25 protein-coding genes are annotated in these 26,479 nt (G+C 61.7%); 12 read left to right on the forward strand and 13 right to left on the reverse strand.

Features of this window, described 5'->3' with window-relative positions; genetic code table 11:
• Positions 1–2: 2 nt before the first annotated feature.
• Positions 3–521, reverse strand: coding sequence for a PaaI family thioesterase (locus tag MPJ51_RS09755; protein ID WP_298385409.1), 519 nt, complete (start codon positions 519–521; stop codon positions 3–5).
• A complete protein-coding gene (locus MPJ51_RS09760; RefSeq protein ID WP_298385412.1) occupies positions 522–941 on the reverse strand; it encodes a PaaI family thioesterase in 420 nt (139 codons plus the stop codon).
• Positions 942–1,059: 118 nt separating this feature from the next.
• Here MPJ51_RS09760 and MPJ51_RS09765 point away from each other — a divergent pair, with 118 nt between their 5' ends.
• The 8 genes from MPJ51_RS09765 (at position 1,060) to MPJ51_RS09800 (ending at position 8,913) form a co-directional block, all read left to right on the forward strand.
• Positions 1,060–1,428: a MerR family DNA-binding transcriptional regulator gene (locus tag MPJ51_RS09765; protein WP_298385414.1), complete on the forward strand. Its 369-nt coding sequence runs from the start codon at positions 1,060–1,062 to the stop codon at positions 1,426–1,428.
• A 181-nt stretch (positions 1,429–1,609) separates the two neighbouring features.
• The gene (locus MPJ51_RS09770) at positions 1,610–2,011 is read left to right on the forward strand and encodes a MerR family DNA-binding transcriptional regulator (protein ID WP_298385417.1); all 402 of its coding nucleotides are present in this window, start codon (positions 1,610–1,612) and stop codon (positions 2,009–2,011) included.
• A 38-nt stretch (positions 2,012–2,049) separates the two neighbouring features.
• Positions 2,050–3,831 carry an acyl-CoA dehydrogenase C-terminal domain-containing protein gene (locus MPJ51_RS09775; RefSeq protein ID WP_298385419.1) on the forward strand — a complete coding sequence of 594 codons (1,782 nt, stop codon included), beginning with the start codon at positions 2,050–2,052 and terminating at the stop codon, positions 3,829–3,831.
• Positions 3,832–3,881: 50 nt separating this feature from the next.
• A complete protein-coding gene (locus tag MPJ51_RS09780) occupies positions 3,882–4,094 on the forward strand; it encodes a hypothetical protein (protein ID WP_298385422.1) in 213 nt (70 codons plus the stop codon).
• 275 nt (positions 4,095–4,369) lie between these two features.
• Positions 4,370–5,008, forward strand: a complete 639-nt coding sequence (locus tag MPJ51_RS09785) for a glutathione S-transferase family protein (RefSeq protein ID WP_298385425.1) — start codon at positions 4,370–4,372, stop codon at positions 5,006–5,008.
• 11 nt (positions 5,009–5,019) lie between these two features.
• Entirely contained in the window at positions 5,020–6,231 is a 1,212-nt protein-coding gene (locus MPJ51_RS09790) for an acetyl-CoA C-acetyltransferase (RefSeq protein ID WP_298385428.1), read from the forward strand.
• Complete coding sequence (locus MPJ51_RS09795) at positions 6,231–6,719, forward strand: cupin domain-containing protein (RefSeq protein WP_298385431.1); 489 nt, start codon at positions 6,231–6,233, stop codon at positions 6,717–6,719. The genes MPJ51_RS09790 and MPJ51_RS09795 overlap by 1 nt, the downstream gene beginning before the upstream one ends.
• Complete coding sequence (locus tag MPJ51_RS09800) at positions 6,712–8,913, forward strand: 3-hydroxyacyl-CoA dehydrogenase NAD-binding domain-containing protein (protein ID WP_298385434.1); 2,202 nt, start codon at positions 6,712–6,714, stop codon at positions 8,911–8,913. The genes MPJ51_RS09795 and MPJ51_RS09800 overlap by 8 nt, the downstream gene beginning before the upstream one ends.
• A gap of 63 nt (positions 8,914–8,976) precedes the next feature.
• Here the strand turns inward: MPJ51_RS09800 and MPJ51_RS09805 are convergent, their stop codons facing one another.
• The 3 genes from MPJ51_RS09805 to MPJ51_RS09815 all read right to left on the reverse strand — a co-directional run bounded on the left by MPJ51_RS09805 (position 8,977) and on the right by MPJ51_RS09815 (position 11,512).
• Positions 8,977–9,786: a Hint domain-containing protein gene (locus tag MPJ51_RS09805; RefSeq protein WP_337959811.1), complete on the reverse strand. Its 810-nt coding sequence runs from the start codon at positions 9,784–9,786 to the stop codon at positions 8,977–8,979.
• A 152-nt stretch (positions 9,787–9,938) separates the two neighbouring features.
• Positions 9,939–10,601 carry a sulfotransferase family 2 domain-containing protein gene (locus MPJ51_RS09810; RefSeq protein ID WP_298385437.1) on the reverse strand — a complete coding sequence of 221 codons (663 nt, stop codon included), beginning with the start codon at positions 10,599–10,601 and terminating at the stop codon, positions 9,939–9,941.
• Positions 10,598–11,512, reverse strand: a complete 915-nt coding sequence (locus MPJ51_RS09815; protein ID WP_298385440.1) for a DMT family transporter — start codon at positions 11,510–11,512, stop codon at positions 10,598–10,600. Before MPJ51_RS09815 ends, MPJ51_RS09810 begins: the two co-directional genes overlap by 4 nt.
• Positions 11,513–11,664: 152 nt before the next feature.
• On the opposite strand from MPJ51_RS09815, the gene MPJ51_RS09820 reads away from it, so the two are divergent.
• A complete protein-coding gene (locus tag MPJ51_RS09820) occupies positions 11,665–12,678 on the forward strand; it encodes a hypothetical protein (RefSeq protein WP_298385484.1) in 1,014 nt (337 codons plus the stop codon).
• A gap of 6 nt (positions 12,679–12,684) precedes the next feature.
• On the opposite strand, the gene upp is transcribed toward MPJ51_RS09820, so the two are convergent.
• From upp to MPJ51_RS09855, 7 genes are all read right to left on the reverse strand, one after another.
• Positions 12,685–13,317: a uracil phosphoribosyltransferase gene (upp, locus tag MPJ51_RS09825; RefSeq protein ID WP_298385443.1), complete on the reverse strand. Its 633-nt coding sequence runs from the start codon at positions 13,315–13,317 to the stop codon at positions 12,685–12,687.
• The gene (locus tag MPJ51_RS09830) at positions 13,314–14,300 is read right to left on the reverse strand and encodes an adenosine deaminase (RefSeq protein ID WP_298385446.1); all 987 of its coding nucleotides are present in this window, start codon (positions 14,298–14,300) and stop codon (positions 13,314–13,316) included. The genes upp and MPJ51_RS09830 overlap by 4 nt, the downstream gene beginning before the upstream one ends.
• Positions 14,297–15,508, reverse strand: a complete 1,212-nt coding sequence (locus MPJ51_RS09835) for a phosphopentomutase (RefSeq protein ID WP_298385449.1) — start codon at positions 15,506–15,508, stop codon at positions 14,297–14,299. Before MPJ51_RS09835 ends, MPJ51_RS09830 begins: the two co-directional genes overlap by 4 nt.
• Positions 15,505–16,812 (reverse strand): thymidine phosphorylase, encoded by a 1,308-nt coding sequence (locus tag MPJ51_RS09840; RefSeq protein ID WP_298385453.1) that lies wholly within the window; start codon positions 16,810–16,812, stop codon positions 15,505–15,507. Before MPJ51_RS09840 ends, MPJ51_RS09835 begins: the two co-directional genes overlap by 4 nt.
• Before the next feature lie 4 nt (positions 16,813–16,816).
• Positions 16,817–17,209, reverse strand: coding sequence for a cytidine deaminase (locus MPJ51_RS09845; protein WP_298385456.1), 393 nt, complete (start codon positions 17,207–17,209; stop codon positions 16,817–16,819).
• A gap of 90 nt (positions 17,210–17,299) precedes the next feature.
• Entirely contained in the window at positions 17,300–18,397 is a 1,098-nt protein-coding gene (locus tag MPJ51_RS09850) for a cupin domain-containing protein (RefSeq protein ID WP_298385459.1), read from the reverse strand.
• Positions 18,366–19,064, reverse strand: coding sequence for a hypothetical protein (locus MPJ51_RS09855; RefSeq protein WP_298385462.1), 699 nt, complete (start codon positions 19,062–19,064; stop codon positions 18,366–18,368). The genes MPJ51_RS09850 and MPJ51_RS09855 overlap by 32 nt, the downstream gene beginning before the upstream one ends.
• Positions 19,065–19,236: 172 nt before the next feature.
• Between MPJ51_RS09855 and MPJ51_RS09860 the strand changes: the two genes are divergently transcribed.
• The 3 genes from MPJ51_RS09860 to MPJ51_RS09870 all read left to right on the forward strand — a co-directional run bounded on the left by MPJ51_RS09860 (position 19,237) and on the right by MPJ51_RS09870 (position 25,168).
• Positions 19,237–21,510 carry an NADP-dependent malic enzyme gene (locus MPJ51_RS09860; protein WP_298385465.1) on the forward strand — a complete coding sequence of 758 codons (2,274 nt, stop codon included), beginning with the start codon at positions 19,237–19,239 and terminating at the stop codon, positions 21,508–21,510.
• 235 nt (positions 21,511–21,745) lie between these two features.
• Positions 21,746–23,635 (forward strand): propionate-CoA ligase PrpE, encoded by a 1,890-nt coding sequence (prpE, locus tag MPJ51_RS09865; RefSeq protein WP_298385468.1) that lies wholly within the window; start codon positions 21,746–21,748, stop codon positions 23,633–23,635.
• Positions 23,636–23,728: 93 nt separating this feature from the next.
• The gene (locus MPJ51_RS09870; protein ID WP_298385471.1) at positions 23,729–25,168 is read left to right on the forward strand and encodes an amidase family protein; all 1,440 of its coding nucleotides are present in this window, start codon (positions 23,729–23,731) and stop codon (positions 25,166–25,168) included.
• Positions 25,169–25,441: 273 nt separating this feature from the next.
• Here the strand turns inward: MPJ51_RS09870 and MPJ51_RS09875 are convergent, their stop codons facing one another.
• Positions 25,442–26,203 (reverse strand): NAD kinase, encoded by a 762-nt coding sequence (locus MPJ51_RS09875; RefSeq protein WP_337959812.1) that lies wholly within the window; start codon positions 26,201–26,203, stop codon positions 25,442–25,444.
• Between the last annotated feature and the right edge of the window lie 276 nt (positions 26,204–26,479).

A 26,479-nucleotide genomic window follows, 5' to 3' on the forward strand; every position in this document is an offset into this window, starting at 1 on the left:
GATCAGCTCTGGCCTGCGCGCGCCTGCGGCATCAGGAAATGCCCGGTGCCCTGCGCGAACAGCCGGGCGTGATTGTCCTGCCACGCCTCAACCCGGACCGAGGCGTAGCGCCGCCCGGCGCGGTTGATGAACGCCCGCGCATAGGCGTCACGCGGCAGGCCCGAGCGCAGATAGTCGACGGTAAAGTCGATGGTCTTGGGAAAGCGGATGTTTTCGTCGGTCAGGATATCCTCGGCCCCGATCTCTCCGCTTTCGATGCGGGGGAACAGGTGTTCCCAACTCAGGGTGATCACAGCGGTAACCTCTAAGAAGGCCGCCGTGACGCCGCCATGAAGGGCGGGCAGGAACGGGTTGCCGATCAGCTTTTCGTCAAAATTCAGCACGCCGGTCAGTTCATCGCCGCGGCGGTCGAAATGGATGTTCAGGAACCGGATATAGGGCACCCCTTCGACCAGAGCCGTCAGGGCCGCATCGCGGCGTTGCTTGACCACCTGCATGGGTTCAGGACGAGGACGTGCCATCTATGCGCCCTCCACCGTAAACGCACCGGATGCGGTGGCGACGGGGCGATCCGTGTCCTCATCCGTGGCAGTAGCCCGCACAAAAGCCACGTTGCGGGTGATGTGATAGCAGGTGGCGCGAGTGTGGATGCTCTGACCCGGGGTCGCCGCGCGCATATAGTCGATGCGCAGGTCGATGGTCGCGGTGCCGCCGGGTGCCGAAGGGTGGCTCATGACCGCAGCACCGCAACAGGTGTCCAGCATGGCCGAAACCGCGCCGCCATGGATCACCCCGGTTCTGGGATCACCAATCAGTTGCTCATTGTAGGGCATCGAAATCTCGGCCTCGCCCTCGCCGATATGGGTCAGCTCCAGCCCCAGCGCCTTGGCGTGTGGAATGGCCTCGATGAACTGGCGGGCTAAAACTGTCTTGTCGACCATTGGGTTGGGTCCTGTCCTTGTGCCTGCCCCTATATGCGCCCGCGCCCGGGCAAAGGGCAAGCCCGCCTGTTGCGCTTGACCCCACGACGCCCTAGGTTGCAGCCCAAGGAGATCAGGAATGTCCGGCAACCGTTTGTCATTCAAAGAGATGTGCGCCGAGTTCGACGTGACCCCGCGCACGCTGCGGTATTACGAGTATATCGAACTGCTGCAACCCGACCGCGAAGGTCGGTCCCGGTTTTATGGCCCGCGCGAGGTTGCCCGGATGAAACTGATCCTGCGGGGCCGCAAGTTCGGCTTTGCGCTGGAAGAAATCCGCCAATGGCTGCTGATTTACGAAGATCAGGGCGATCAGGCGCAAATGGCCGCGTTCATCGAAATGGCCGACCGCCAGATGGAGGAACTGCGCCAGCAACGCCAGCAGTTGGACGAGGCGATGGACGCCCTGCAACAGCTGCGTGACCAGACGGTTGGTTTGCTGAAATAGACCCTCCCCACCCTTGACGCAGGGTAAGAAAATTGCGCCCCGCGTGATTTACGTGTTCGGATGTTACGTCAACTTAATTGTGACGCAGCGTCCGCATTACGTAAACGTCATTCATGTGTTGTAAAACGTCCATCGACTGCGCAACTCAACCCGAACGACGCCAGTGATGAGAGTTTGAAACATGACCGAAGACCTGATGACCATCCGCGATATGTGCGAGACATATGACGTCACGCCGCGCACCTTGCGGTTCTACGAGGCCAAGGAGCTTTTGTTCCCGATCCGCGAAGGCCAGAAGCGTCTGTTCACCAAACGCGACCGCGCGCGCCTGAAGCTGATCCTGCGCGGCAAGCGCTTTGGCTTCAGCCTTGAGGAAATCCGCCAGCTTCTGGACCTTTACCATGTGGGCGACCAGCAGGTGACCCAGATGACCCGCACCTATGAGATTGCGTGCGAACGTCTGGCCGACATGGAATCACGCCGCGAAGAGCTGACCCAGGCCATCGACGATCTGAAAGAGCAGTTGCGCTGGGGCGAAAAGGTCATCGCCTCGATGAAACAGGAAAAGAAAGCGGCTGAATAAGCCCTGCCACCCGGACATCTGAATTAAGGGAGCTTCACATGCCCGTCTACAACGCGCCGACCAAAGACACACAGTTCATTCTGCACGACGTCCTGAACATCTCGACCTGGGATGTTCCGGGATATAGCGAACTTGAGCCCGAATTTACCGGCGCGGTTCTGGATGAGGCAGGCAAGGTTGCCACCAATGTCCTGCACCCGCTGAACGTGGTGGGTGATACCGAAGGCTGCCGTCTGGAAAACGGTGTGGTCTATACCCCCACCGGCTTCAAGGACGCGTTCGAGCAGATGAAAGAAGGCGGCTGGACCGGCCTCGACATGCCCGAGGAATATGGCGGCCAGAACATGCCCTATGTGCTGGGCACCGCGGTGGGTGAGATGTTTTCCGCGGCAAATCAGGCCTTTGTGATGTATCAGGGCCTGACCCACGGCGCGGCCTCGGCCATTCTGGCGCATGGGACCGACGCGCAGAAGAACACGTACCTGCCCAACATGGTCAGCTGCGAATGGACCGGCACCATGAACCTGACCGAGCCCCATTGCGGCACCGATCTGGGCCTGATGCGCACCAAAGCAGAACCGCAGGGTGATGGCAGCTACAAGATCTCGGGCCAGAAGATTTTCATCTCGTCCGGCGATCACGACATGGCCGACAACATCATCCATCTGGTGCTGGCCAAAATCCCCGGCGGCCCTGAAGGCATCAAGGGCGTGTCACTGTTCATCGTGCCCAAGTTTATCGTCAACGAGGACGGCTCGCTGGGTGAGCGCAACGGCGTGTCGGTCGGCAAGATCGAAGAGAAGATGGGCATCCACGGCAACTCGACCTGCGTCATGAACTATGACGAGGCCACCGGCTGGCTGCTGGGTGAAGAACACAAAGGCATGCGCGCCATGTTCACCATGATGAACGAAGCGCGTTTGGGTGTGGGGATGCAGGGCCTGGCACAGGCCGAGGCCGCGTTCCAGAACGCTCTGGAATACGCCAAGGACCGCCTGCAGGGCCGCGACGTGACCGGTGTGAAAAACCCGGACGGACCCGCCGATCCGCTGATCGTGCATCCGGATATTCGCCGGAACCTGATGGATCAGAAAAGCTTCACCGAGGGCGCACGGGCCTTCATCCTGTGGGGCGCGACCATGATCGACAAGGCGCATCGCGCGGGTGATAATGACGCGGATGGTCTGATCTCGCTGTTGACCCCGGTCATCAAGGGCTTCCTGACCGATCAGGGCTATGACATGACCGTTCAGGCGCAGCAGGTCTATGGCGGCCACGGCTACATCGAGGAATGGGGCATGTCGCAATACACCCGCGACGCCCGTATCGCGATGATCTACGAAGGCGCCAACGGCGTTCAGGCGTTGGACCTTGTGGGCCGTAAACTGGCGCAGGATGGCGGCAAACACGTCATGGCCTTCTTCGAGATGGTTAAATCCTTCTGTAAGGAAAACGGCGGTAAGGATGAAGCCTATGACAAGGCCTTCATTGAACCGCTGAAAGCAGCGTCCAAGGATCTGCAGGCCGCAGGCATGTATTTCATGCAGGAAGGCATGAAAAATCCCAACAACGCGCTGTCCGGCTCTTATGACTTCATGCACATGTTCGGCCATGTCTGCCTGGGCCTGATGTGGGCGCAGATGGCCAAAGCCGCGCAAGAGGCGCTGGACGGAGGGGCCTCGGACAAGGACTTCTACGAGACCAAGATCAATACCGGCCGTTTCTACATGGCCCGCCGCCTGCCCGCCACCGGCATGCATCTGGCGCGCATCCAAACCGGCGCGGACACGGTGATGGCACTGGATGCAGCGAATTTCTAAACTCACTTTGGGTTCGGGCAACTCTGCCCGGCCCCTTGAAAGGACATCGCATGCCAAAACGCTTTCGCCTGACCCGCCGCTTCCCGGTCGCCATGACCGAAGACGGCTACCGCAAACTGCGCGGTTTCGCCCGCGAGGCTGGTTTGGACGAAGGCGAAGCGCTTTCCTTTCTGTTCGAAAACTTCAACAGCGTGATCAATGAGGAGAACCTGATCCATCGCCTGCGCATCTTCAATTCTGAGCTTGAGGCGCGCAAGCGGTGAGGGTTGAGCAGAACTCGGCAGCCAGCGCGGGCGTCGCGGTTGGATGCCTCCGGCGGGAGTATTTTTGAAAAGATGAAGACGAGATGCGCCCCTGCCATCGGGCAATTGCCGTCAGGACAGGAGCGACTTCACCTTTTACGGTCATCAGCTCTCCAGCCTGTACCGCAAAGCCATCAAAACAGAAGAAAGTTAATTGAAGGTTACGACATCAACTTCATCTTTTCACAAATACTCAATTCCGACCTAACCACGCACACCACGGGAGGGGTGATCGCATGACCATCAAGCTGCACTGTTTCGGAGAGAGCGGAAACTCCTACAAAGCCGCGCTGGCGCTGGAGATGTCCGGGCTGGAGTGGGAACCGGTCTTTGTCGATTTCTTCAAGGGCGTCACCCGCACCCCGAAATACCGCGCCACGGTCAACGAACTGGGTGAGGCGCCGGTTCTGGTCGATGGCGATTTTCGCACCAGCCAGTCCGGGGCCATTCAGGCCTATGTAACCGAGAAATCCGGCAAGTTCGGCGGCAAGGACCGCGACGAAAATTACGAGATTTTCCGCTGGGTGCTGTGGGACAACCACAAGCTCAGTTCAACGGCTGGCATGACGCGGTTTCTGATGAACTTCTTGCCCGAAGAACACCGCAACCCGGATGTGATCGCCTTTAATCAGGGCCGCCTGAAGGCCGCCTATGACATCCTGAACACTCATCTGGACGGTCGCGACTGGATCGTGGGTAACGGCGTGACCAATGCCGATCTCAGCTGCTGCGGCTACCTTTATTACCCCGAACCATTCGGCTTTGATCGTGCCGACTGGCCCCATATTGACGCCTGGCTGACGCGCCTCAGCGAACAGCCCGGCTGGAAACACCCCTATGACCTGATGCCCGGCAACCCGTCGGATCGAGCTTGAGGAGAAGACCCATGACCGAAGCCTATATCTATGACGCCCTGCGCACCCCGCGCGGCAAGGGTCGCAAGGATGGCAGCCTGCACGAGGTGACCTCGGTGCGCCTGTCCGCGCTGACCCTGAACGCGATGAAAGAGCGGAACAATCTGGAAGGCCACGCCGTCGAGGATGTGATCTGGGGCAACGTCACGCAGGTGATGGAACAGGGCGGCTGTCTGGCGCGCTCGGCGGTTCTGGCATCCGATCTGGACCAGTCGATCCCCGGCTTGGCGATCAACCGGTTCTGCGCCTCGGGCATGGAGGCCGTGAACCTTGCGGCCAATCAGGTCAGGGGCGGCGCAGGTGAGGCGTATATCGCCGGTGGGGTCGAGATGATGGGTCGCGTACCTATGGGCAGCGACGGCGCGGCGATTGCCGTTGATCCCAGCCTCGCGATGGAGACCTATTTCGTGCCGCAGGGGATCTCGGCAGACATCATTGCCACCGAGTACGGGTTCAGCCGAGACGACGCCGACGCGCTGGCGGTTGAATCTCAGAAACGGGCCGCCAAGGCGTGGGAAGAGAACCGGTTCGAGAAATCGGTGATCTCGGTCAAGGATCAGAACGGATTGACCATTCTGGACCGCGACGAATACATGCGCCCGGGCACCGATATGCAGTCGCTTGGCGCGCTGAACCCCTCCTTCCAGATGATGGGTGAGCAGATGCCCGGTTTCGACAAGGTGGCGATGCTGAAATACCCGCACCTTGAGCGCGTTAATCACATCCACCACGCGGGCAACAGCTCGGGCATCGTGGACGGTGCGGCGGCTGTGCTGATCGGCAACAAGGAATTCGGTGAGAAGTATGGGCTGAAGCCCCGCGCCCGCATCAAGGCGACCGCCAAGATCGGCACCGATCCGACCATCATGTTGACCGGTCCGGTTCCGGTGACCGAGAAAATCCTCGCCGACAACGGCATGAAGATCAGCGATCTGGACCTGTTTGAGGTGAACGAAGCCTTTGCCTCGGTCGTGCTGCGGTTCCAGCAGGCGTTCGACGTCGACCCCGCGCTGGTCAACGTCAACGGCGGTTCCATCGCGATGGGCCACCCGCTGGGCGCGACCGGAGCGATGATCATCGGTACCCTGCTGGACGAGTTGGAGCGGCAGGACAAGGAAACCGGTCTGGCAACGCTCTGCATTGCATCCGGCATGGGTGCGGCAACGATTATCGAGCGCGTCTGATGCCCAAGCTGGACCTTTCACAAATCCCCATTCGGAGCGGCTCGGGCTATCCGGGCAAGCTGGCCCGCGCTGGCGATGGCCGCTTTGTCCAAGGTGTTGGCGATGCGGGCGGGTTGACCCAGTACGGCGTTAACATCGTTCGGCTGGAACCGGGTGGGCTGTCGTCACTGCGTCACTACCATATGGAGCAGGACGAGTTCGCCATCATCCTCAGCGGCACTTGCACGCTGATCGACGATGAAGGCGAGCATGAGATGCTGCCCGGTGACTGTGCTGCCTGGCCCGCAGGTGAGGCCAATGGCCATCACCTTGTGAACAACACCGATGCGCCCGCGACCTTTTTGGTGGTGGGCACGCGGACCCCGACCGAGACCGGCTATTACAGCGACATAGACATGATGGTGAAGTTTGATGCCGATGGCTTTCGCTTCACCCGCAAGGATGGCAGCCCGCTGACGGCTGACCAGATTGGAGATGACGATGACTGATTTCACTCTGACAAAAGACGCGGACGGCGTCGCGCTGATCACCTGGGACGTGCCCGGGAAAACCATGAACGTGATGTCCTTTGACGGGCTGGCGCTGCTGAGCGATCTGATCGATCAGGCGCTGGCGGATGATGAGGTCAAGGGGATCGTTCTGACCAGCGGCAAGGAAGGCTCGTTTGCCGGTGGCATGGACCTGAACCTGCTGGCGGTGATGAAGGAACAGGCGGGCGACAACCCGGCCAAGGGCCTGTTCGAGGGCACGATGCAGATGCACGCCCTGCTGCGCAAGATCGAGATGGCGGGGATGGACCCCAAGACCAAGAAGGGCGGCAAGCCGATCGCCACCGCCCTGCCCGGCACCGCCGCCGGGATCGGTATGGAACTGCCGTTGTCCACGCACCGCATCTTCGCGGCCGAGAACCCCAAAGCGAAATATGGCCTGCCCGAGATCATGGTCGGCATCTTCCCCGGCGCGGGCGGCACCACGCGGATGGTGCGCAAGGTCGGCGCGATTGCGGCGGCTCCGCTGCTGCTGGAAGGCAAGATGCTGGACGTCAAAAAGGCCAAGGGCGCGGGTTACATTGATGAGATCGCCGCCGATCCTGTGGCTGCCGCCAAGGACTGGGTGCTGAACGCCAAGGATGCCGATCTGGTCAAGCCGTGGGATGCCAAGGGCTATAAGATGCCCGGCGGCGCGCCCTACCACCCCGCAGGCTTCATGAACTTCGTCGGAGCCTCGGCGATGGTGAACGGCAAGACCCAAGGCGCGTTCCCTGCGGCCAAAGCGCTGCTGAGCGCGGTTTACGAGGGGGCTCTGGTCGATTTCGACACCGCGCTGAAGATCGAGGCGCGCTGGTTTACATCCGTGCTGATGAACCCCTCCTCTGGTGCGATGATCCGGTCGCTGTTCCTGAACAAGGAAGCGCTGGAGAAAGGCGCTGTGCGCCCCGCAGGTGTGCCGGATCAATCGGTCAAGAAGATCGGTGTGCTGGGTGCGGGCATGATGGGCGCGGGCATCGCGCTGGTCAGCGCGCAGGCCGGAATGGAGGTTGTGCTGATCGACCGCGATCAGGAGGCCGCCGACAAGGGCAAAGCCTATACCGAGGCCTATCTGGACAAGGGCATCAAGCGCGGCAAATCCACGCCGGAAAAGAAGGATGCCATGCTGGCGCGCATTACTGCGACGCCTGATCTGGACGCTCTGAAAGGCTGCGATCTGATCATCGAGGCCGTCTTTGAAGACCCCGGCGTCAAGGCCGAGATGACCAAAAAGGTCGAGGCGCTCATCCCTGAGGATTGCATCTTTGCCTCGAACACCTCGACCCTGCCGATCAGTGATCTGGCGAAGGCCAGCGTGCGGCCCGAGCAGTTTATCGGCATTCACTTCTTCTCACCGGTTGAGAAGATGTTCCTGGTCGAGATCATCAAGGGCAAGGAAACCGGTGATCGCGCGGTGGCCAAGGCGCTGGACTATGTCCGTCAGATCCGCAAGACGCCCATCGTGGTCAATGACGCGCGGTTCTTCTACGCCAACCGTTGCATTATCCCGTATATCAACGAAGGCGTGCGGATGATTGCCGAGGGTATCAGCCCGGTTCTGATCGACAATGCCGCGCGACAGTTGGGCTTCCCCGTCGGGCCGATCCAACTGACCGATGAGACCTCGATTGATCTGGGTGCCAAAATCGCGCGGGCGACCAAAGCGGCGATGGGGAATGCTTATCCCGAAAGCCCCTCGGACGATCTGATCTTCTGGATGGAGGAACAGGGTCGTCTGGGCCGAAAGGCCAATGCCGGGTTCTTCGACTACGACGACAAGGGCAAGCGCGTCGAATACTGGAAAGGACTGGCCGAGAAATACCCGCTGGCCGAGGATCAGCCCGATCTGATCGAGGTGCAGGAACGCCTGATGTTCGCACAGGTTCTGGAAGCGGTCCGCGCGCTGGAAGAAGGCGTGCTGGAAGACATCCGCGAAGGCGATGTCGGCGCCATTCTGGGCTGGGGCTTTGCGCCGTGGTCCGGTGGCCCGCTCAGCTGGTTGGACATCATCGGCACGCCCTATGCCGCCGAACGCTGTGACCAATTGGCCGAAGCTTATGGCGAACGTTTCACCTGCCCGCCGCTGCTGCGCGACATGGCTGAAAAGGGCCAAAGCTTCTACGGTCGCTTCGATCCCGAAGCCAAGGCGGCGTAACGAGAAAAGCTGGCGCATAATACCCCCTCATGCGCCAGCTTCCCCACCATAGGACCGTCGGTCCTATTCCTGGTGGGTAATCATCATCCATTCAGGCCGCAGAAACAGCGTCGGCATCGGGGGCCGTCCCGGACGCCCCGGTCGCCGGATGCCAGATGGCGGGCGGATCGGGAAGATCGGGTCCTGTGGGATGGGTGCAGGCAGCGCGCCCAGCGGGTTGGCAATCGCCGTGACGCTGCCCTTGCTTGCAATCGCATCAATCAGCGGCGCCGCGCTTTCGTCATCGGCCACCTGATAGGCCCGTTGCCCCGAGGCAGTGCCCATCCCGAACCGGGCCGCCGGGCAATAGGCCTGCAACCCGCCTTCGATAAAGACCACCTGATCCTGATCGAAAAACAGCGTACTGACCTCAAAACAGGTCCCCGGCGCGCGTGAATTGAGATGGCAGATACCGCTCAGCAACCGCGCGGGCACGACCGAGACACCATCATCCGAAGGATCAACCTTGCTGTGGTCCAGCGCCATCCCCTGTTCGGGCATCAGCCAGACCGCGCGCCCGTTATAGGCAGCCCGGGCGGGCACCTGAACCGGCAGATTCTCGGGCCGGATTTCGCCGGCGGGTATGGTGATCACATCTGTCGACACCCGGCGGATTTCCTTGAACCCGTTATCCCGCGTCCGCACCAGATCGCCGGTTTTCAGATGCTCCACCCGTTTCCACCCGGCGGTCGTGGCGACCTTGGTCCCGTGAACCAGTCCACCCCGTCGGCATGACAACCCCTGATGCAGATGCGTCGGACCGGCCTCTGGCCTGCGGTCCGAAAAACTCGAAATACTCACAACTTCCAACACGTGCCGAACCCCCTTTGGCACAAACAAAACACTCCGTCAGGGCTAGCATGGAAATTTCAGGGAGGGCTTAGTTTTGACACATTTGGCTCAAATTGAGGCGATTTCAGGTCATGTTAACCAGTATTGCGCATACAATACTGGTTCAATGCAAGGCTTTGAACCTTTGGTGGAAACTATGGGATCGTGACGGGATCAAAGCTATAGCCGAATCTCTGAATATCCTCGGCGCAGGCCTGTGCAATCGCGGCGCGAGACCGGGCCGAATAGTATGGCCGGTAATCCGCGCGCCGGTCCGAGGGGTTCAAATGCGGCAATTCCACCCGAAACCCGAGGTGATCAAACAGCGGCCTTGTATCCTCGTCGAACCGTTCCAGCCGGATATAGGCATTGCATTGCTCGACCCCATCGGCGCGGGTCATGTAGCTGCGCGCCGGGGTTTGCCGGAAAGATCGCAATGTGGCGGGGTGCAGGATGAACGGCTCGAACGCCAAGGTCTTGGCCAACGACACGGCAGGGTGATCAAAGCTTTGATCGCGCAGCCAGTGGTAATAGCTGACGGCCCTGTCCCACGGGTTGCGCACCAGGGTAAAGGTGAACATGGCCTGTATCTGATCCGCAGAAACCAGCCCGTCGATATCACTCAACGTGGCGTGTTTCCACAACCGCCCTCGGGCCTTCAGCGCCTTGACGCGCTTGCGCCGCCGCTGCGCTTTTGGGGTATCACCCAACAGGATGTCATCTTTCATCGCCCGCTGTTCCAATGCACTGGCCAGCGACGTGCCCCCGGTTTTCGGGATATGCACAAAGATATAGGACCGGCCGGTCGAGATGATCACGACGCCGCCACTTCTGCGCGTCCGGCCCGCCATCCCAGCACCGCGCCCGCGGTGGCGATCAGCCCGATCCCGGTGATCTGCATCACGCCGATGGTCTGCCCAAAGGCCACCCATGCAAACAGGGGGCCAAAGATCATCACGGAATATTCGAACACCGCCACATATGACGGCTCACCCAGTTGATATGCCTTGATCAGCATGAAGACCGCAGCGGTGGACCCCACCGCCTGTATCACGATCCAGGGCAGTGCGGGTTGCATCGCCCAGACCCAGCCTCGGGTAGCAAAGCCACCCTCTGTGGGCATGAATGTAAAGAGTGTCACGCCAATCGCCCCGGCCAGGGCCAGCATCAGGATCATCCCGGTCAACAGGGCAAGCGTGCTTTCTTCGGCGCAATGGCTGCGGGTAATGATTGCGCTGAGCGCATAAAAAAACCCGCCCGCGACAGGCAGCAGGGTGCGGAAGTCAAACTCTGCCGGGTTGGGTTGCAACACACATAAGGTCCCGAGGAACCCGATCAGCACCGCCGCGATACGCCATGGGCCAATCGGTTGCCTCATCGCCAGCGCCGAGATCAGCAGAACAAAGATGGGCGAGGTGAACAGCCCTGCCAGCGCCTGTGCAATCGGCAAAATGGCCAAGGCGGTAAAATAGAACAGCAAGGCCACCGTGATCAGCACACTGCGCAAAACAACCGGACCCGGACGTTTGGGCCACATCCCCCCCAGCCCCAGCAGCGACAAGCCAACAACCAGCGGCAGCATCAGCGCGGCGCGGCTCAGATGGAATTGCCACAGGCCGATCGTGTCGGCCAGCAGGATGACGAAATTGTCGATCACCCCGATGATGGCCATGGACCCGACCATCAGAAATGACGCCAGTGTCGGAGAAGTGGGTTTGCCTGCCTGCATGTCCGCGAATTAGTCCTGATCCACAGCCCGGCAACCCCGAACCTTGGCGCCATCCAGCACCAAAGTGATTGGTGATGCAACAGGTTTGCGCCCCGGGAATTCACCATGCTATGCTTCCATAAAACGATAACGAGTAGCATTTCCCGATGACGATGACGGCCCTGAAACAGTATCAGCGGATCGAGGCGACCGGATTGTGGCGCCCCTCGCCCGACGAACAACGGCGCGAGGTTGTGGTGTCTATCGGTGAGGCGACGTTGACGATCTCGGATTTCAACGACCGGGCGCTGACGCATTGGTCACTTGCCGCGTTAGAGCGGCAGAACCCGGGCGCGTTTCCGGCGGTGTTCAACCCCGATGGCGATCCGGGTGAGACGCTGGAACTGGCGCAGTCTGAGACCACCATGCTGGACGCCATCGACCGCCTGCAACGCGCCATCGACCGCGCCCGCCCGCATCCCGGGCGGCTGCGCTGGTTGTCGGTTGCGGGCGTGGTGCTGGCTGTGCTCGCGGTGCTGCTGCTGTGGCTGCCGGGGGCGTTGCAACGCCATGTGGTCTCGGTGGTGCCCGAGATCAAACGGCAAGAGATCGGCGCCACCATCCTGCAACGGATCGAGCGTGTGTCGGGCCGTGCCTGTACCTCAGCCGATGCGCAGGCCTCATTGGATCAACTGGCGCGGCGCACCGGTGTGGACCGGGTTGTCATCCTTCCTGCGGGTGTGCCCGACAGCCTCAACCTGCCGGGGGGTACGGTCCTGTTGAACCGGGCCTTGGTCGAGGATCACGAGGACCCCGCCGTTGCCGCCGGATACATCATCGCCGCCCGCGCGCGGGCCGATCAGAAAGACCCGCTGGACGATCTGCTGGACCGGACCGGGCCTGCCTCGGCCTTCCGCTTGCTGACCACCGGTCAACTGACATCCGAGAATATCGACAGCTATACCGAGCAGGTCCTGTCCGAACCCCGCCCCGCCATCGCTGATGGCGATCTGCTGGCAGTCTTTGCACAGGCCGCCCTGCCCTCGACCCCCTACGCCTATGCGCGCGACATCACGGGCGAGACGGTGCTGGGCCTGATTGAGGCCGACCCGATGGCAGGTCGCACGCTGGAACAGGTGCTGCCGGACCGCGATTGGGTCCGGCTGCAGAATATCTGTGGTGAATAAGTCCGGTTACTTGGTCCCGAACATCCGGTCGCCTGCGTCCCCCAGACCGGGCATGATGTAACCCTTGGAGTTCAGCTCCCGATCCAGCGCGGCGGTGACGATCTTGACGTCCGGGTGCGCCTCTTTCATCCGCGCGACGCCTTCGGGCGCGGCCAGCAGGCAGAGGAAACGGATATCGGTCGCGCCGGCCTCTTTCAGCAGATCAATCGCGGCGGCCGAGCTATTCCCCGTCGCCAGCATCGGGTCAACGGCGATAACCAGGCGGTCCTTCAGCCCCTCAGGGGCCTTGAAGTAATACTGCACCGGCTTCAGCGTTTCCTCATCGCGGTACAGGCCAACAAACCCAACACGCGCCGAGGGGATCAGCTCCAGCACCCCGTCCAGCATCCCGTTGCCCGCCCGCAGGATCGAGACCAGCGCCAGTTTCTTGCCCGCGAGGATGGGGGCGTCCATCTCCTCCATCGGGGTTTCGATATGGCGGGTGGTCAGCGACATCTCGCGCGTGACCTCATAGGCCAGCAGCAGCGTGATCTCGCGCAACAACTGCCGGAACACGGCGGTCGAGGTGCCCTTGTCCCGCATAAGCGTCAGCTTGTGCTGCACCAGCGGGTGATCGACGACGGTCAGATGGTCGCTCATGTTCTCTCCAGTCTTGTCTTGACCCGCGCGCGGGTGTCTTCATCGCAAAAGGCCGCATTCAGGGCGGTTTCGTTCAGGGCGGCGAAATCCTCGGCATCCCAGCCGAAGGCCTGGTTCAGCATCTCATATTCGCGGCGCATGGTGGTATGGAAAAACGGCGGGTCGTCAGTGGACACGGTGACCTTGACGCCCGCGTCGCGCAGCCGCGCGATCGGGTGGGCCGCGAAATCGGGGAACAGGCCCAGCACCACGTTCGACCCCGGGCAGACCTCAAGCGTCACATCCCGGTCAACGAGTTCGCGCAGCAGATCGGGGTCTTCGATGGCGCGCACACCGTGGCCGATGCGTTCGACGCCTAGGTCACGCACCGCGTCGCGCACGCTGTTGGGACCGCCAAATTCCCCCGCATGAGTGGTCAGGCGCAAACCAGCCTCGCGCGCGCAATCAAAGGCCCATTTGAAATCACCCTGAGCGCCAATGGATTCGTTGCCGCCCATGCCGAACCCGGTGATCCAGTCGCCCGCGGTTTCCGCCGCGCAAAAGGCGCTGGCCTTGGCCTGTTCGGCGCCGAAATGGCGCACGCAGGTGACGACACCGCGCAGGGTGATGCCGAATTTGTCTTCGGCCTCATCAGCAGCGTCCTGAATGGCGGTCAGGTAGTCGCGCCACGCATGCAAATCGCCGCCGCCGCAGAAATCGGGGCTGAGGAAGGTCTCGGAATAGACTACTCCATTCGCCGCGCTTTCTTCCAGAATGGCCAGCGTCAGGCGGCGGAAATCCTCGGGCGACTTCAACACTTCGCAGGCGGCCTCATAGACCGACAGGAAATGGGCAAAGTCGCGAAAATCATAGGACCCGTCCGGCTTGAAGATGCCACTCAAGTCGATGCGCTTTTCGTGGGCCAGTTGGCGGATGAACGCGGGCGGGGCCGCGCCTTCGTGATGCAGGTGCAGTTCGATTTTCGGCAGGTCTGCGACGGTCATAAAAAGGTCCTTCCCGGCCCTTGCGCCGGTATGTTGAGGTGTTTGGCAATGCTGGCGGCGATGTCGGCAAAATCGACCTTGCCGATCTGCCCTGCGCCCTGCCCGGCGATCAGCACCGGCACCTGTTCGCGGGTGTGGTCGGTGCCGGTCCAACTTGGATCATTGCCGTGATCGGCGGTCAACAGCAACAGATCGTCCGGGCGCAGCTTTTGCAGGATCGCGCCGATTTCGCGGTCAAACCACTCCAGCGCCCTTGCATAGCCACTGATATCGCGGCGGTGGCCATAGAGGCTGTCGAATTCGACGAAATTGGCGAAGGTCAGGCTGTCCTCTTCCGCCTCATCCACTAGATCTGAGAGATGCCCCATCAACTCGGCATCCGAGCCTTTACGCAGCGTGTCGATCCCCTGCATCGAGAAGATGTCGCCGATCTTGCCCACCGCATGCACGCGACGGCCTGCGTCCTGCGCCCAGTTGGTCAGCACCGGCGCGGGCGGCAGGATGGCGAAATCCTTGCGGTTGGTGGTGCGGGTGAACCCCTGTTCGGGCGAGCCGATGAAAGGCCGCGCGATGACCCGGCCCACCTTCATCTCATGCAGGCGCGGGGCCAGCGTTTTGCACATGTCCAGCAGGCGGTCGAGGCCAAAGCTGTCCTCATGCGCGGCGATCTGGAACACGCTGTCGGCAGAGGTATAGCAGATCGGCCAGCCGGTCCGCATATGCTCGGCCCCCAGTTCGGCGATGATTGCGGTGCCCGAGGCGTGGCAATCGCCGAGAATACCCTCCGTCCCGGCGGCCTGAGCAGCGGCGCGGCTGAGGTCATCCGGGAAGGACGGCGTGGTATCAGGGAAATAATGCCAGTCCCACGGCACCGGCAATCCGGCCAGTTCCCAATGGCCCGAGGGCGTGTCCTTGCCCGGCGAATGCTCCCGCGCGCAGCCCCAGAGGCCGGTCGGTTCAGCCGTAAGCCCCGGCGTCGCCGCGCCCGAGGCCAGACGGGCGGCCGCCCCCAGCCCCAACGCATCCAGATGCGGCAGGTGCAGGGGGCCGGAGCGTCCATCCTCGGCCCGCCCCTCGGCACAGGCCTGCGCGATATGGGCCAGCGTGTTGGCACCGGTATCGGGGGTGTTGCCGTTGAAAAACTGATCGGCATCCGGCGCGCCGCCGATGCCAACGGAATCCATCACCACCAGAAACGCGCGGGTCATGGGGTGATCCTTTCATGGACCAGATTGGGCGCATCCACCGGGGTTTCGCTGAGCGTCACCGCCTGCAAGACGGTTGCCGCCGCCTGACTCGCAGCCTCTTCCCGCGCGGCGTGAACCACCGCCAAAGGCTCGCCTTTCGAGACGCGCGTGCCCAAAGTCAGCAGGTTCGACAGGCCGACCGCCGGGTCGATCTCATCACTCTCAACCTGCCGCCCGCCGCCCAGCGCGACAACGGCCAGACCCAACGCCTCGCCATCTATGGCGGCGACGTACCCGTCATAAGGGGCCGGAATCTCGCGAATGACATTCGCCTCGGGCAGGAACCGTGCCCAATTGTCGGTGAAATGGACCGGCCCGCCGACGGCTGCCATCATGCGGCCAAAACGCTCAGCGGCCCGCCCGTCGCGGATAATCTCGGCGATTTGGGAATACCCGGCCTCGAATGTGTCGCACATGCCCGCGTCGACCAGCAAAGTGCCACCCAGTTCCGCTGCAATCTCGGCCAGAGGCGACACACCGCCGCCGGTCAGAACCTTCATCACCTCGGCCACTTCCAGCGCATTGCCCAGTGCCAGGGCCAGCGGTTGGTTCATGTCGGTGATCACGGCAGAGGTCCGGCACCCGGCGGCATTGGCCGTCTCGGACAGAGCCTGCGCCAGCTTGTGGGCCTCGTCATGGGTTTTCATGAACGCACCGCTGCCGACCTTGACGTCCAGAACCAGCGCATCCGGGCTGGCCGCCAGTTTCTTGGACAGGATCGAGGCGGTGATCAGATCGAGGCTTTCCACCGTCGCCGTCACATCGCGCACCGCGTAAAGCCGCTTGTCGGCAGGGGCGATCTGCCCCGTCGCGCCGACAATGGCCGCACCGGTATCCTGCAATATCTGCGTCAGACGCGCCTGCCCGATCTGCGTTGTCACGCCCGGGATCGCCTCCAACTTGTCCAGCGTCCCGCCGGTATGACCCAAGCCGCGCCCCGAGATCATCGGCACATAGGCCCCGCATTCCGCCAGCGCCGGGGCCAGTACCAGGCTGACACAATCCCCGACGCCACCGGTCGAGTGTTTGTCGATCACCGGACCGTCCAGATCCCAGGTCAGCACCTCTCCGCTGTCGCGCATAGCGATGGTCAGATCGGCCCGTCCCTGCGCGCCCAGCCCACCCATGCAGACGGCCATGGCAAAGGCCCCGGCCTGCGCATCGCTGACCCCACCATCGGCGAGGCCTTGCGCGAACCAGATCAGTTCTTCGCGGCTGGGCACGTCACCCCGACGCAGCTTGGCAATGATCGAGCGGGCGTCCATCCGGTCAGGTGCCTTCCATATGCGCGGCCCCAAAGGCGCCGGGCAGCAATTGGCCAATGGTGGTTTCCTGTTCCTTGCCGTCCGCAGTGGCCAGCGTCACCTTGACATCAGCCCGGCCGAACTCGGCCAGTTTCTGACGGCACCCGCCACAGGGCGGCACCGGCTGCGGGCTGGAGGCAACCACATAGACCTCGGTCAAATCCCGTTCCCCCGCCGCGACCATGGCGGCAATTGCCCCTGCCTCGGCACAGGTGCCTTCGGGATAGGCCACGTTTTCCACATTGCATCCGGAATAGACCACGCCCGAGCCCGACCGGATCGCCGCGCCGACCTTGAAATTCGAATAGGGCGCATAGGCATTTTCCCGCACGGACAGGGCGGCATCTTTAAGCGACATGGCGATTCCCCAATTTTTGATCATCTGGTCAGAAACACATACCCTAAATGAAACCGAAGGGGGAGTTGAAGCCCCAAAAGGCCCGGATTTTTAACCCAAGGTCGTGTTGAAAACCCCGGGCAACGTGACCTCAAGCAGTTCGACATCCTGCGAAGGGTCGGCCAGCCGCGTGCGCATGCCGGGCGGGATGACAAAGGCGTCGCCCTGTTCCAGCCGGTAAGGCTCGCGCCCGTCGCCTTCCAGTGTGACCTGCCCGTTCATGACGAAGGTAAAGTGGATATCGGTGTCATGGCTGGCCCAGACCGGATCACTCTGCCCCCTGCGCACCACCTGAACCCCGGCCACGCCCTTGGTGTTTTCCGCAATCGTGGTGTCACGGCAGATATACCCCGGCAAACGGAACGGGGCCCAGTCAGCACCCTCGGCCCGGTTGAAGACAAACCGCTGGCCCTGCCATTCGCGATCGGGGCGCAGATGCGGGGTGGGCAGTTCCATCTCATGGTCGATTTCGGTGACATGTTCGGCGGGTACGCCAATCTCGATCACCTGAACGTTGTCGGACGCCTCAAGCACGCGGTGACGGATTTCAGGGGGCTGGATGAAACAGTCGCCCGCGGTCAGGCGCATCTTGTCGCCCTGATCCTCATAGACCACGTCGACCCAACCGTGGATGCAAAAGATCAGCTGAAACCCGACCTTGTGGAAATGCACCATATCGGGCACCGGCCCGCCATCGGGAATGCGGATATGGCTGGCGATGATCGACCCGCCCAACCGGTCCGGCACCAGATCACGATAATGCATCCCGGCCCGCCCGATGATCCACGGCGCCTGATCCTTGAGCCTGCGGACAACAAAGGAATGCACCGTCTCTGGCATGACCATCGGCGGGTTCAATTCGTCAATCTCGATCCGGGTGCCGTTGGGGGCCACCAGATGGCGCTGACCATTGGCAAAGCCGTCCGGGTCCTCGGTCAGGATGCGCAGGGTGCCGGGGCTTTCCGGCGCGTCCTTTTCCACCCGCACCCGCAACCCGTGACCCGAAAACACCGCAACACGCGGGTCATCTGCCGGATAGATCATGTCCATCCGCATGCCCAGCACCTTGGTGTAAAAGGGAATATCGTCGCGCAGCTCTTGTGTCGGCAGACGGATTTCAGCGCGGGTCTGGGCGTGGGGTGATGTCATTCACTGTCTCTTCGATACCGGGTTTTGACCATCCGATCAGAACAGAGGCCAAGATACCAACCGAAAAGAACATTTCCAGCGTTTCTTCCAACGCAAACAGCCGCGCCCACATCATGGTCGACAGGCTTGTGGCATAAGCACTGCTGAATTCCTCCAGCACCTGCGCCGTGACCGCGCAGGCACCAGCCAGCAGAAAGATCATCAGGAACGGCTCTCTTTGACGGAATGCCCGCAGGCCATTCGGTACGCCATGCCATATCAACCCGCCAAAGACGATCACGGCCAGAACAACCCGTACCGCTGTTACGTCAAGCACATCATCAAGGCCGCTGAGGATCATGAAACCCGGGCTGCCTTCGGGATACACCTGGGCCTCCAACTCACGCTCGGTCAAAAGCAGGCAGACAACCGCGATGTAAAGGCGTGTTATCCCGGTGTAGCGTTTCAGGGCGATCAGACCCGCGACAAGCAGCGCAACCGCCGCAATCGTTTCGATCGGCCCGCCTTCGTGGCTCAACGCCATCGCCCGCAATGGCCAGATGGCAGTGAAACATACGACCGAGACCGCTGCTATGGCAGCCGTCAAGGTTACGAGGCAGACACCCCCGCCGCCACCAAAAGGGGCAGAGATCGCGTCTCTGGCCGAAATATCTGCCTTGAATGCCATCTGATGCTTGCTTGAACCTGAATTTGACTGTGCAATGGATGTGTAGGGAAACGCTGCCACTTCAAACACGCACCGATCACGATTTGGCGACCGACAGCTCGCACGCGGCGTAGCCAAGCCCGGAAAAGTGGTTTAATGCTAAATCAAATTCGCGAAGGGAGCTGAAACGCTGATGTCCGACACACCCAACCTGCGACAGGCCGCACTTGACTATCACGCGCATCCCAAGCCCGGAAAGCTGGAAATCAAGGCCACCAAACCGATGGCAAACGGGCGCGATCTGGCACGGGCCTATTCCCCGGGCGTGGCCGAGGCGAGCCTTGAGATCAAGGCAGATGCGGACAATGCCGAGAAATACACCGCGCGCGGCAATCTGGTGGCCGTGGTCTCCAACGGGACGGCGGTGCTGGGGTTGGGCAATATCGGCGCGCTGGCCTCGAAACCGGTGATGGAGGGCAAAGCGGTCCTGTTCAAGAAATTCGCCGGCATCGACTGTTTCGATATCGAGGTGGATCAGCCGGACCCCGAAAAGCTGGCCGATATCGTCTGCGCGCTAGAGCCGACCTTTGGCGCCATCAACCTTGAGGATATCAAGGCTCCGGACTGTTTCATCGTCGAAAAACTGTGCCGCGAGCGGATGAACATCCCCGTGTTTCACGACGACCAGCACGGCACCGCCATTGTCGTGGGGGCTGCGGCCAAGAACGCCCTGCATGTGGCGGGCAAAAAATTCGAAGATATCAAGATCGTCTCGACCGGCGGCGGGGCGGCAGGGATTGCCTGCCTGAGCATGCTGGTCAAGCTGGGCGTCAAGCGCGAGAATATCTGGCTGTGTGACATTCACGGGCTGGTCTATGAAGGCCGGGCTGAGGATATGAACCCGCACAAGGATCAGTTCGCGCAGAAAACCGACCTGCGCACGCTGGACGATGTGATCGGCGGCGCGGATTTGTTTCTGGGTCTCAGCGGCCCCAATGTGCTGAAGCCCGAAATGGTCGAGAAAATGGCCAAGCGCCCGATCATCTTCGCGCTGGCCAATCCAACGCCGGAAATCCTGCCCGATGACGCCCGCGCGGTTGCCCCCGATGCGATCATCGCTACCGGACGCAGCGATTTTCCCAATCAGGTCAACAACGTATTGTGTTTCCCCTTCATCTTCCGCGGCGCGCTGGACGTCGGCGCGACCGAGATCAATGACGCCATGCAGATCGCCTGCGTCGACGGCATTGCCGAGATGGCCCGCGCCACCACCAGCGCCGAGGCCGCAGCGGCCTATAAGGGCGAGCAACTGACGTTCGGCCCCGAATATCTGATCCCCAAACCCTTTGACCCGCGTCTTGTGGGCGTGGTGTCCTCCTCGGTGGCCAAGGCGGCGATGGACAGCGGGGTGGCGAAACGGCCCATCGAAGATATCGAGGCCTATAAGGAAAAGCTGAACCAGACCGTGTTCAAATCCGCCCTGCTGATGCGCCCGGTGTTCGAGGCCGCAGCCGTCGCCTCGCGCCGGATCGTCTTTGCCGAGGGCGAGGATGAGCGCGTGCTGCGCGCCGCGCAGGCGATTTTGGAAGAAACCACCGAAACACCTATTCTGATCGGTCGCCCGGACGTGATCGACGCGCGCTGCGAACGGCTGGGCCTGACGGTGCGCCCGGGTGAAGACTTTCAGATCGTGAACCCGCAGGACGACCCGCGCTATTACGACTATTGGACCTCGTATCACGAGATCATGCAGCGCCGCGGCGTGACCCCCGATCTGGCCAAGGCGATCATGCGCACGAACAACACGGCGATTGCGGCGATCATGGTGCATCGGGGCGAGGCTGACAGCATGATCTGCGGCACGTTCGGCGAATATCGCTGGCATCTGAACTATGTTGAACAGGTTCTGGACAATGGCAGCCTGCGTCCGCATGGCGCGCTGTCGCTGATGATCCTGGAAGACGGCCCGCTGTTCATCGCCGACACCCATGTGCGGCAACTGCCCTCGCCCGAGGAACTGGCCGAAAGCACCATAGGCGCCGCCCGTCACGTGCGCCGCTTCGGGATCGAGCCCAAGATCGCCTTCTGCTCACAATCGCAATTTGGCAATCAGGCCGAAGGGTCCGGCAAACGCCTGCGCGCCGCGATCGAGATTCTGGACAGCGCGCCCCGGGATTTTGTCTACGAGGGCGAAATGAATCTGGATGCCGCGCTGGACCCGGTGCTGCGTGACCGCATTTTCCCGAACTCGCGGCTGCAGGGCGCGGCGAATGTGTTGATCTTCGCCCATGCGGATGCGGCCAGCGGTGTCCGCAACATTCTGAAGATGAAGGCCGACGGGCTTGAGGTCGGTCCGATCCTGATGGGCATGGGCAACAAGGCGCATATCGTGACGCCCTCGATCACGGCGCGGGGCCTTCTGAATATGGCGGCCATCGCCGGGACGCCGGTGGCGCATTACGGATAGATCGGGCTGATTCTTGTGGTCACGGCTTTTGCACGCAGAACTTTGCAGATTTGCAAAAGCCTTGACCATTTGATGCAAAACCCCGCCTCACCAGATGGTTTGCAAAAATTTGCAGGGTGCCCTGCAACATTCTGCAAAGATTTTGCGATAAACTGACGCGCCGTCCGGCGTGTCGCTTGCTCGGTGTTCGGGGAATGATAACAGATTGCCCCAAGGGCATGAGGAGGAGAACGCCATGACATATCAGGACGTTTATGAAAGCTGGAAATCCGACCCCGAGGCGTTCTGGATGCAGGCCGCAAAAGGGATCGACTGGGTTCAGCCCCCCAGCAAGGCGCTGTTTGACGACAACGCGCCGCTTTATGAATGGTTCTGTGACGCCAAGGTGAACACCTGCTGGAACGCCGTCGACCGCCATGTGGAAAACGGACGGGGTGAGCAGACTGCGATCATCTATGACAGCCCGATCACCCAGACCAAGCGCGAAATCTCATACGTCGAGCTGCGCAACCGCGTGGCCACTCTGGCCGGTGCCCTGCGCGCCAAGGGGATTGAGAAAGGCGACCGTGTGATCATCTACATGCCGATGATCCCCGAAGCGCTTGAGGCGATGCTGGCCTGCGCGCGGCTGGGTGCGGTTCATTCGGTGGTGTTCGGCGGCTTTGCCAGTAACGAATTGGCCGTGCGGATCGACGATGCCAAGCCCAAGGCGATCATCGCGGCGTCCTGCGGGATGGAGCCGGGCCGCGTGGTGCATTACAAACCCCTGCTGGACGGTGCCATCGACATGGCCGACCACAAGCCCGATTTCTGCGTGATTTTCCAGCGTGAACAAGAGGTTGCGGAACTGATCCCCGGTCGCGATGTCAACTGGCACGGGTTCCAGTACGGGGTCGAGCCTGCGGAATGTGTTCCGGTGGACGGCAACGATCCGGCCTATATCCTCTATACCTCGGGCACAACCGGAGCACCCAAGGGCGTCGTGCGCCCGACCGCCGGGCATCTGGTGGCGCTGAACTGGACCATGAAGAACATCTACAACGTCGATCCGGGCGATGTGTTCTGGGCGGCCTCGGATGTGGGCTGGGTCGTGGGCCATTCCTATATCTGCTACGCCCCGCTGATCCACGGCAACACCACCATCGTGTTCGAGGGCAAGCCGGTCGGCACCCCCGACGCGGGCACCTTCTGGCGGGTGATCTCGGAACATAAGGTCAAAAGCTTCTTCACCGCCCCGACCGCCATCCGCGCCGTCAAACGCGAAGACCCCAAAGGTGAGCTGATCGCCAAATACGACCTGTCGCACCTCAAGGCGCTGTATCTGGCCGGGGAACGGGCCGACCCGGACACGATCATCTGGGCGCAGGACGCGCTGAAGGTGCCGGTCATCGACCATTGGTGGCAGACCGAAACCGGCTGGACCATCGCGGGTAACCCGCTGGGGATTGAGGAGTTGCCGGTCAAGCTGGGCTCACCCGCGAAACCGATGCCGGGTTATGACGTGCAAATCCTTGATGAAGGTGGCCACCCGATGAAACCGGGGGAGTTGGGGGCCATCGCGGTGAAACTGCCCCTGCCTCCGGGCACTCTGCCAACCCTGTGGAATGCCGAGGACCGGTTCCACAAATCCTATCTGACCCACTTCCCCGGCTATTACGAAACCGGCGATGCCGGCATGATCGACGAGGACGGGTACCTCTATATCATGGCGCGCACCGATGACGTGATCAACGTGGCCGGGCACCGTCTGTCCACCGGCGGGATGGAGGAGGTTCTGGCCGCCCACCCCGACGTCGCCGAATGCGCCGTGATCGGCGTGTCGGATCAGTTGAAAGGTCAGATGCCGGTCGGGTTCCTGTGTCTGAACGCGGGTGCAGGCCGCGATCACGGCGAGGTCACGCAAGAAGTGGTCAAAATGGTGCGGGACAAGATTGGCCCGGTGGCCGCCTTCAAACTGGCCGTGGTGGTGGACCGGCTGCCCAAGACCCGCTCCGGCAAAATCCTGCGCGGCACGATGGTGTCTATTGCCGACGGTAAGGACTACAAAATGCCTGCCACCATCGACGATCCCGCCATTCTGGACGAGATCACCCAAGCCCTACAAACCATCGGCTACGCGCAATAACGTAGGTCGGGCGGCCTTGCGCCGCCCGCCACTCACGTCACGCTTGCAACCTGCCGCAAGCCCCCTACTGTCATCCCGAGACAGTGAGGGCCCATGACACACACCAATATCTGGCGTCTGAGCGCCACGGACCTGACAGCGCTGACCCGCACCGGCGACCTGAGCGTCGAAGACGCCGTCCAAAGCACGCTGGACCGGATGGATCAGGCCAATCCTGCCCTGAACGCGGTGGTCGAGGATTTGCGTGTCGAAGCGCAGGAACGTGCGCGGCAACTGGATCAGGCCCGCGCCAACGGTGCTGAGACCGGGCCGCTGCACGGGGTGCCGGTGACCATCAAGATCAATGTTGACCAGAAGGGGCACGCCACCTCAAACGGCGTTATCGCCCTGAAAGAGGCGATTGCCCCTGATGACGCCCCGATTGTCACCAACCTGCTGAACGCGGGTGCCGTGGTGATCGGGCGGACCAATACGCCCGAGTTTTCTTTCCGCGCCGATACCGACAACCCACTGCACGGGCGCACGCATAATCCATGGGGTCGGCATATCTCGCCCGGAGGGTCCTCGGGCGGTGCCGGGGCGGCGGTGATGGCGGGGATCGGTGCGCTAGGGCATGGCAACGATATCGGCGGCAGTCTGCGGTTTCCAGCAGCGGCCAACGGGGCGGTGACGGTCAAGCCCGGCCTCGGTCGGGTTCCGGCCTGGAACCCGGGGCAAAAAGCCGAACGCGGGCTGCTGGCGCAATCCATGTCGGTGCAGGGGCTGCTGGCTCGCTCTGCCGCCGATCTGCACCTGTCCATGCCCAGCCTGATCGCCCCCGACCCGCGCGACCCGTTCCACGTCCCCCTACCCTGGCGCAGCAAGGATATCGATGCTCCGATCCGGGTCGCCTTTACCAAGAACACCTTTGGCTATGCCCTGCACGCGGACGTCGAAGCGGCGCTCGACACCGCCCGCGATGCGCTGACCGATGCCGGATATCTGGTCGAGGAGATCGATCCGCCCGATGTGTTCGAATGTGGCCGCAACGGATATCGCGCCCTGATGGGTGAGGTGCTGACCCTGATGCGCGGCGATATCGAGGCAGCAGGCTCCCAAACGATCCGCGATATCTTCGAGGTCTATTTTCAGGAATTCCCCCCGATCCTCGAAACCGATCTGCTGCGGATGATGGCCAAGCGCAGCCACTATGCGCGCGAATGGTCGCTGTTCATGCAGACCTACCCTCTGGTCCTGTCCCCCTTCCTGCCGCAGCCCTTTTTTAAACCCGACCGCGACACCGAAGGCGCCGAGGGCGTGCATGAGGTTCTGGGCTGCGCGGTTTATTCCTATGCGATGAACTTCCTCGGCCTGCCCGCCGCCTGCGTGCCCGCGCGACTGGCGGAACTGCCCACGGGGCCGCAACCGATCAACGTACAGATCGCTGCCCGGCGATGGCGCGAGGATCTGGCCGTGGACGCCGCCGCAGCCATCGAATCGCGCGTGGGGCAGATGGCCCCAATTCTGTGGGACAGGATGGCCACAGGCACCTGAGGCCGCCAAGCTATCGATATGCCAGACAAAATTGACCCCGGGTTTTGACGCCCGGGGTCCGCGTTCTAAAATAGCCCGGATTTCTGATGACGAGCGTAGCACCACCCACCCTCGCCAGCGCGAAAACTGCGCAATCATTCGAAAACACCGTTGGATGGCCACTCACTTCCATCCTGGCGTGTCCTCCAGGCAAGATCACATTAACAAACGGTTTCTTTAACGCCTGTGAACTGGTTCACATAAGCCGTCAGAAATTTTCCGCCGGGTGAGAATTCAGGTGAATTGCTCGGAAATCAGGCGCTCTTCCAACCCGTGGCCGGGGTCGAACAGAATGCGGTGCTGCACGGCGGGTTCCGAGCTGATTTCCACCCAGTCGATATCGGGGAAGGAAATCGAATCGGCCGCCACGATGACCGGTCGTTTGTCGGCCTCGATCACATCGAATCTGACCTGCGCCACCTTGGGCAGCAAGGCCCCGCGCCAGCGCCGGGGTCGAAACGCCGCGATCGGCGTCAGCGCCAGAACATCCGCCCCGATCGGCACGATCGGCCCATGGGCAGAGTAGTTATAGGCCGTCGATCCGGCAGGCGTGGACAGAAGCGCGCCGTCGCAAACCAGTTCATCCATACGCACACGCCCGTCGATACTGATCCTCAGGCGCGCGGCTTGTGGCCCGGCGCGCAGCAACGAGACCTCGTTGATCGCCAGCGCCTTGTGCGTTTTGCCCGCCTGATCCATCGCCGTCATGGTCAGGGGGTTGATGACCTCTTCCTCGGCCTCGGCAAGGCGCGTCATCAGGTCAGTTTCGGCATATTCGTTCATCAGGAACCCGATGGTGCCGCGATTCATGCCGTAGACTGGCGTGTTCAGGTGCTGAATCCCTTGCAGCGTGTGCAGCATGAACCCGTCACCACCCAACGCCACCACAACATCCGCATCCCGCGGTGCCGCGTTTCCATAACGGGCCACCAGCGCATCGCGGGCGGTTTGCGCCACTTTCGCATCGCTGGCGAGAAAAGCGATTCTCTTAGTCATCAATTCCGGTTTCCGGTGCTGCACATTTGGTTCCGAAACAAACACACCTTTCCGCAATAGGCCAGAGTTGACGCCCCTGCGGGCCAATTCGTCGCTTTACAACCTTTCTCGTCCGTTCAGTTTCCGATAGGAAATCCGCCAAAGACACACCCCAGCCCTGTGGAGCCATTATGAACGCCAATCTTCGTGACACCGGTTTCTTCACCCAACCCCTGTCTGATCGCGACCCCGAGCTGTTCGGCTCGATCACGTCCGAACTGGGCCGCCAGCGCGACG

It is taken from the genome of Ruegeria sp. (genome assembly GCF_028066395.1).
Taxonomy (GTDB): Bacteria; Pseudomonadota; Alphaproteobacteria; order Rhodobacterales; family Rhodobacteraceae; genus Ruegeria.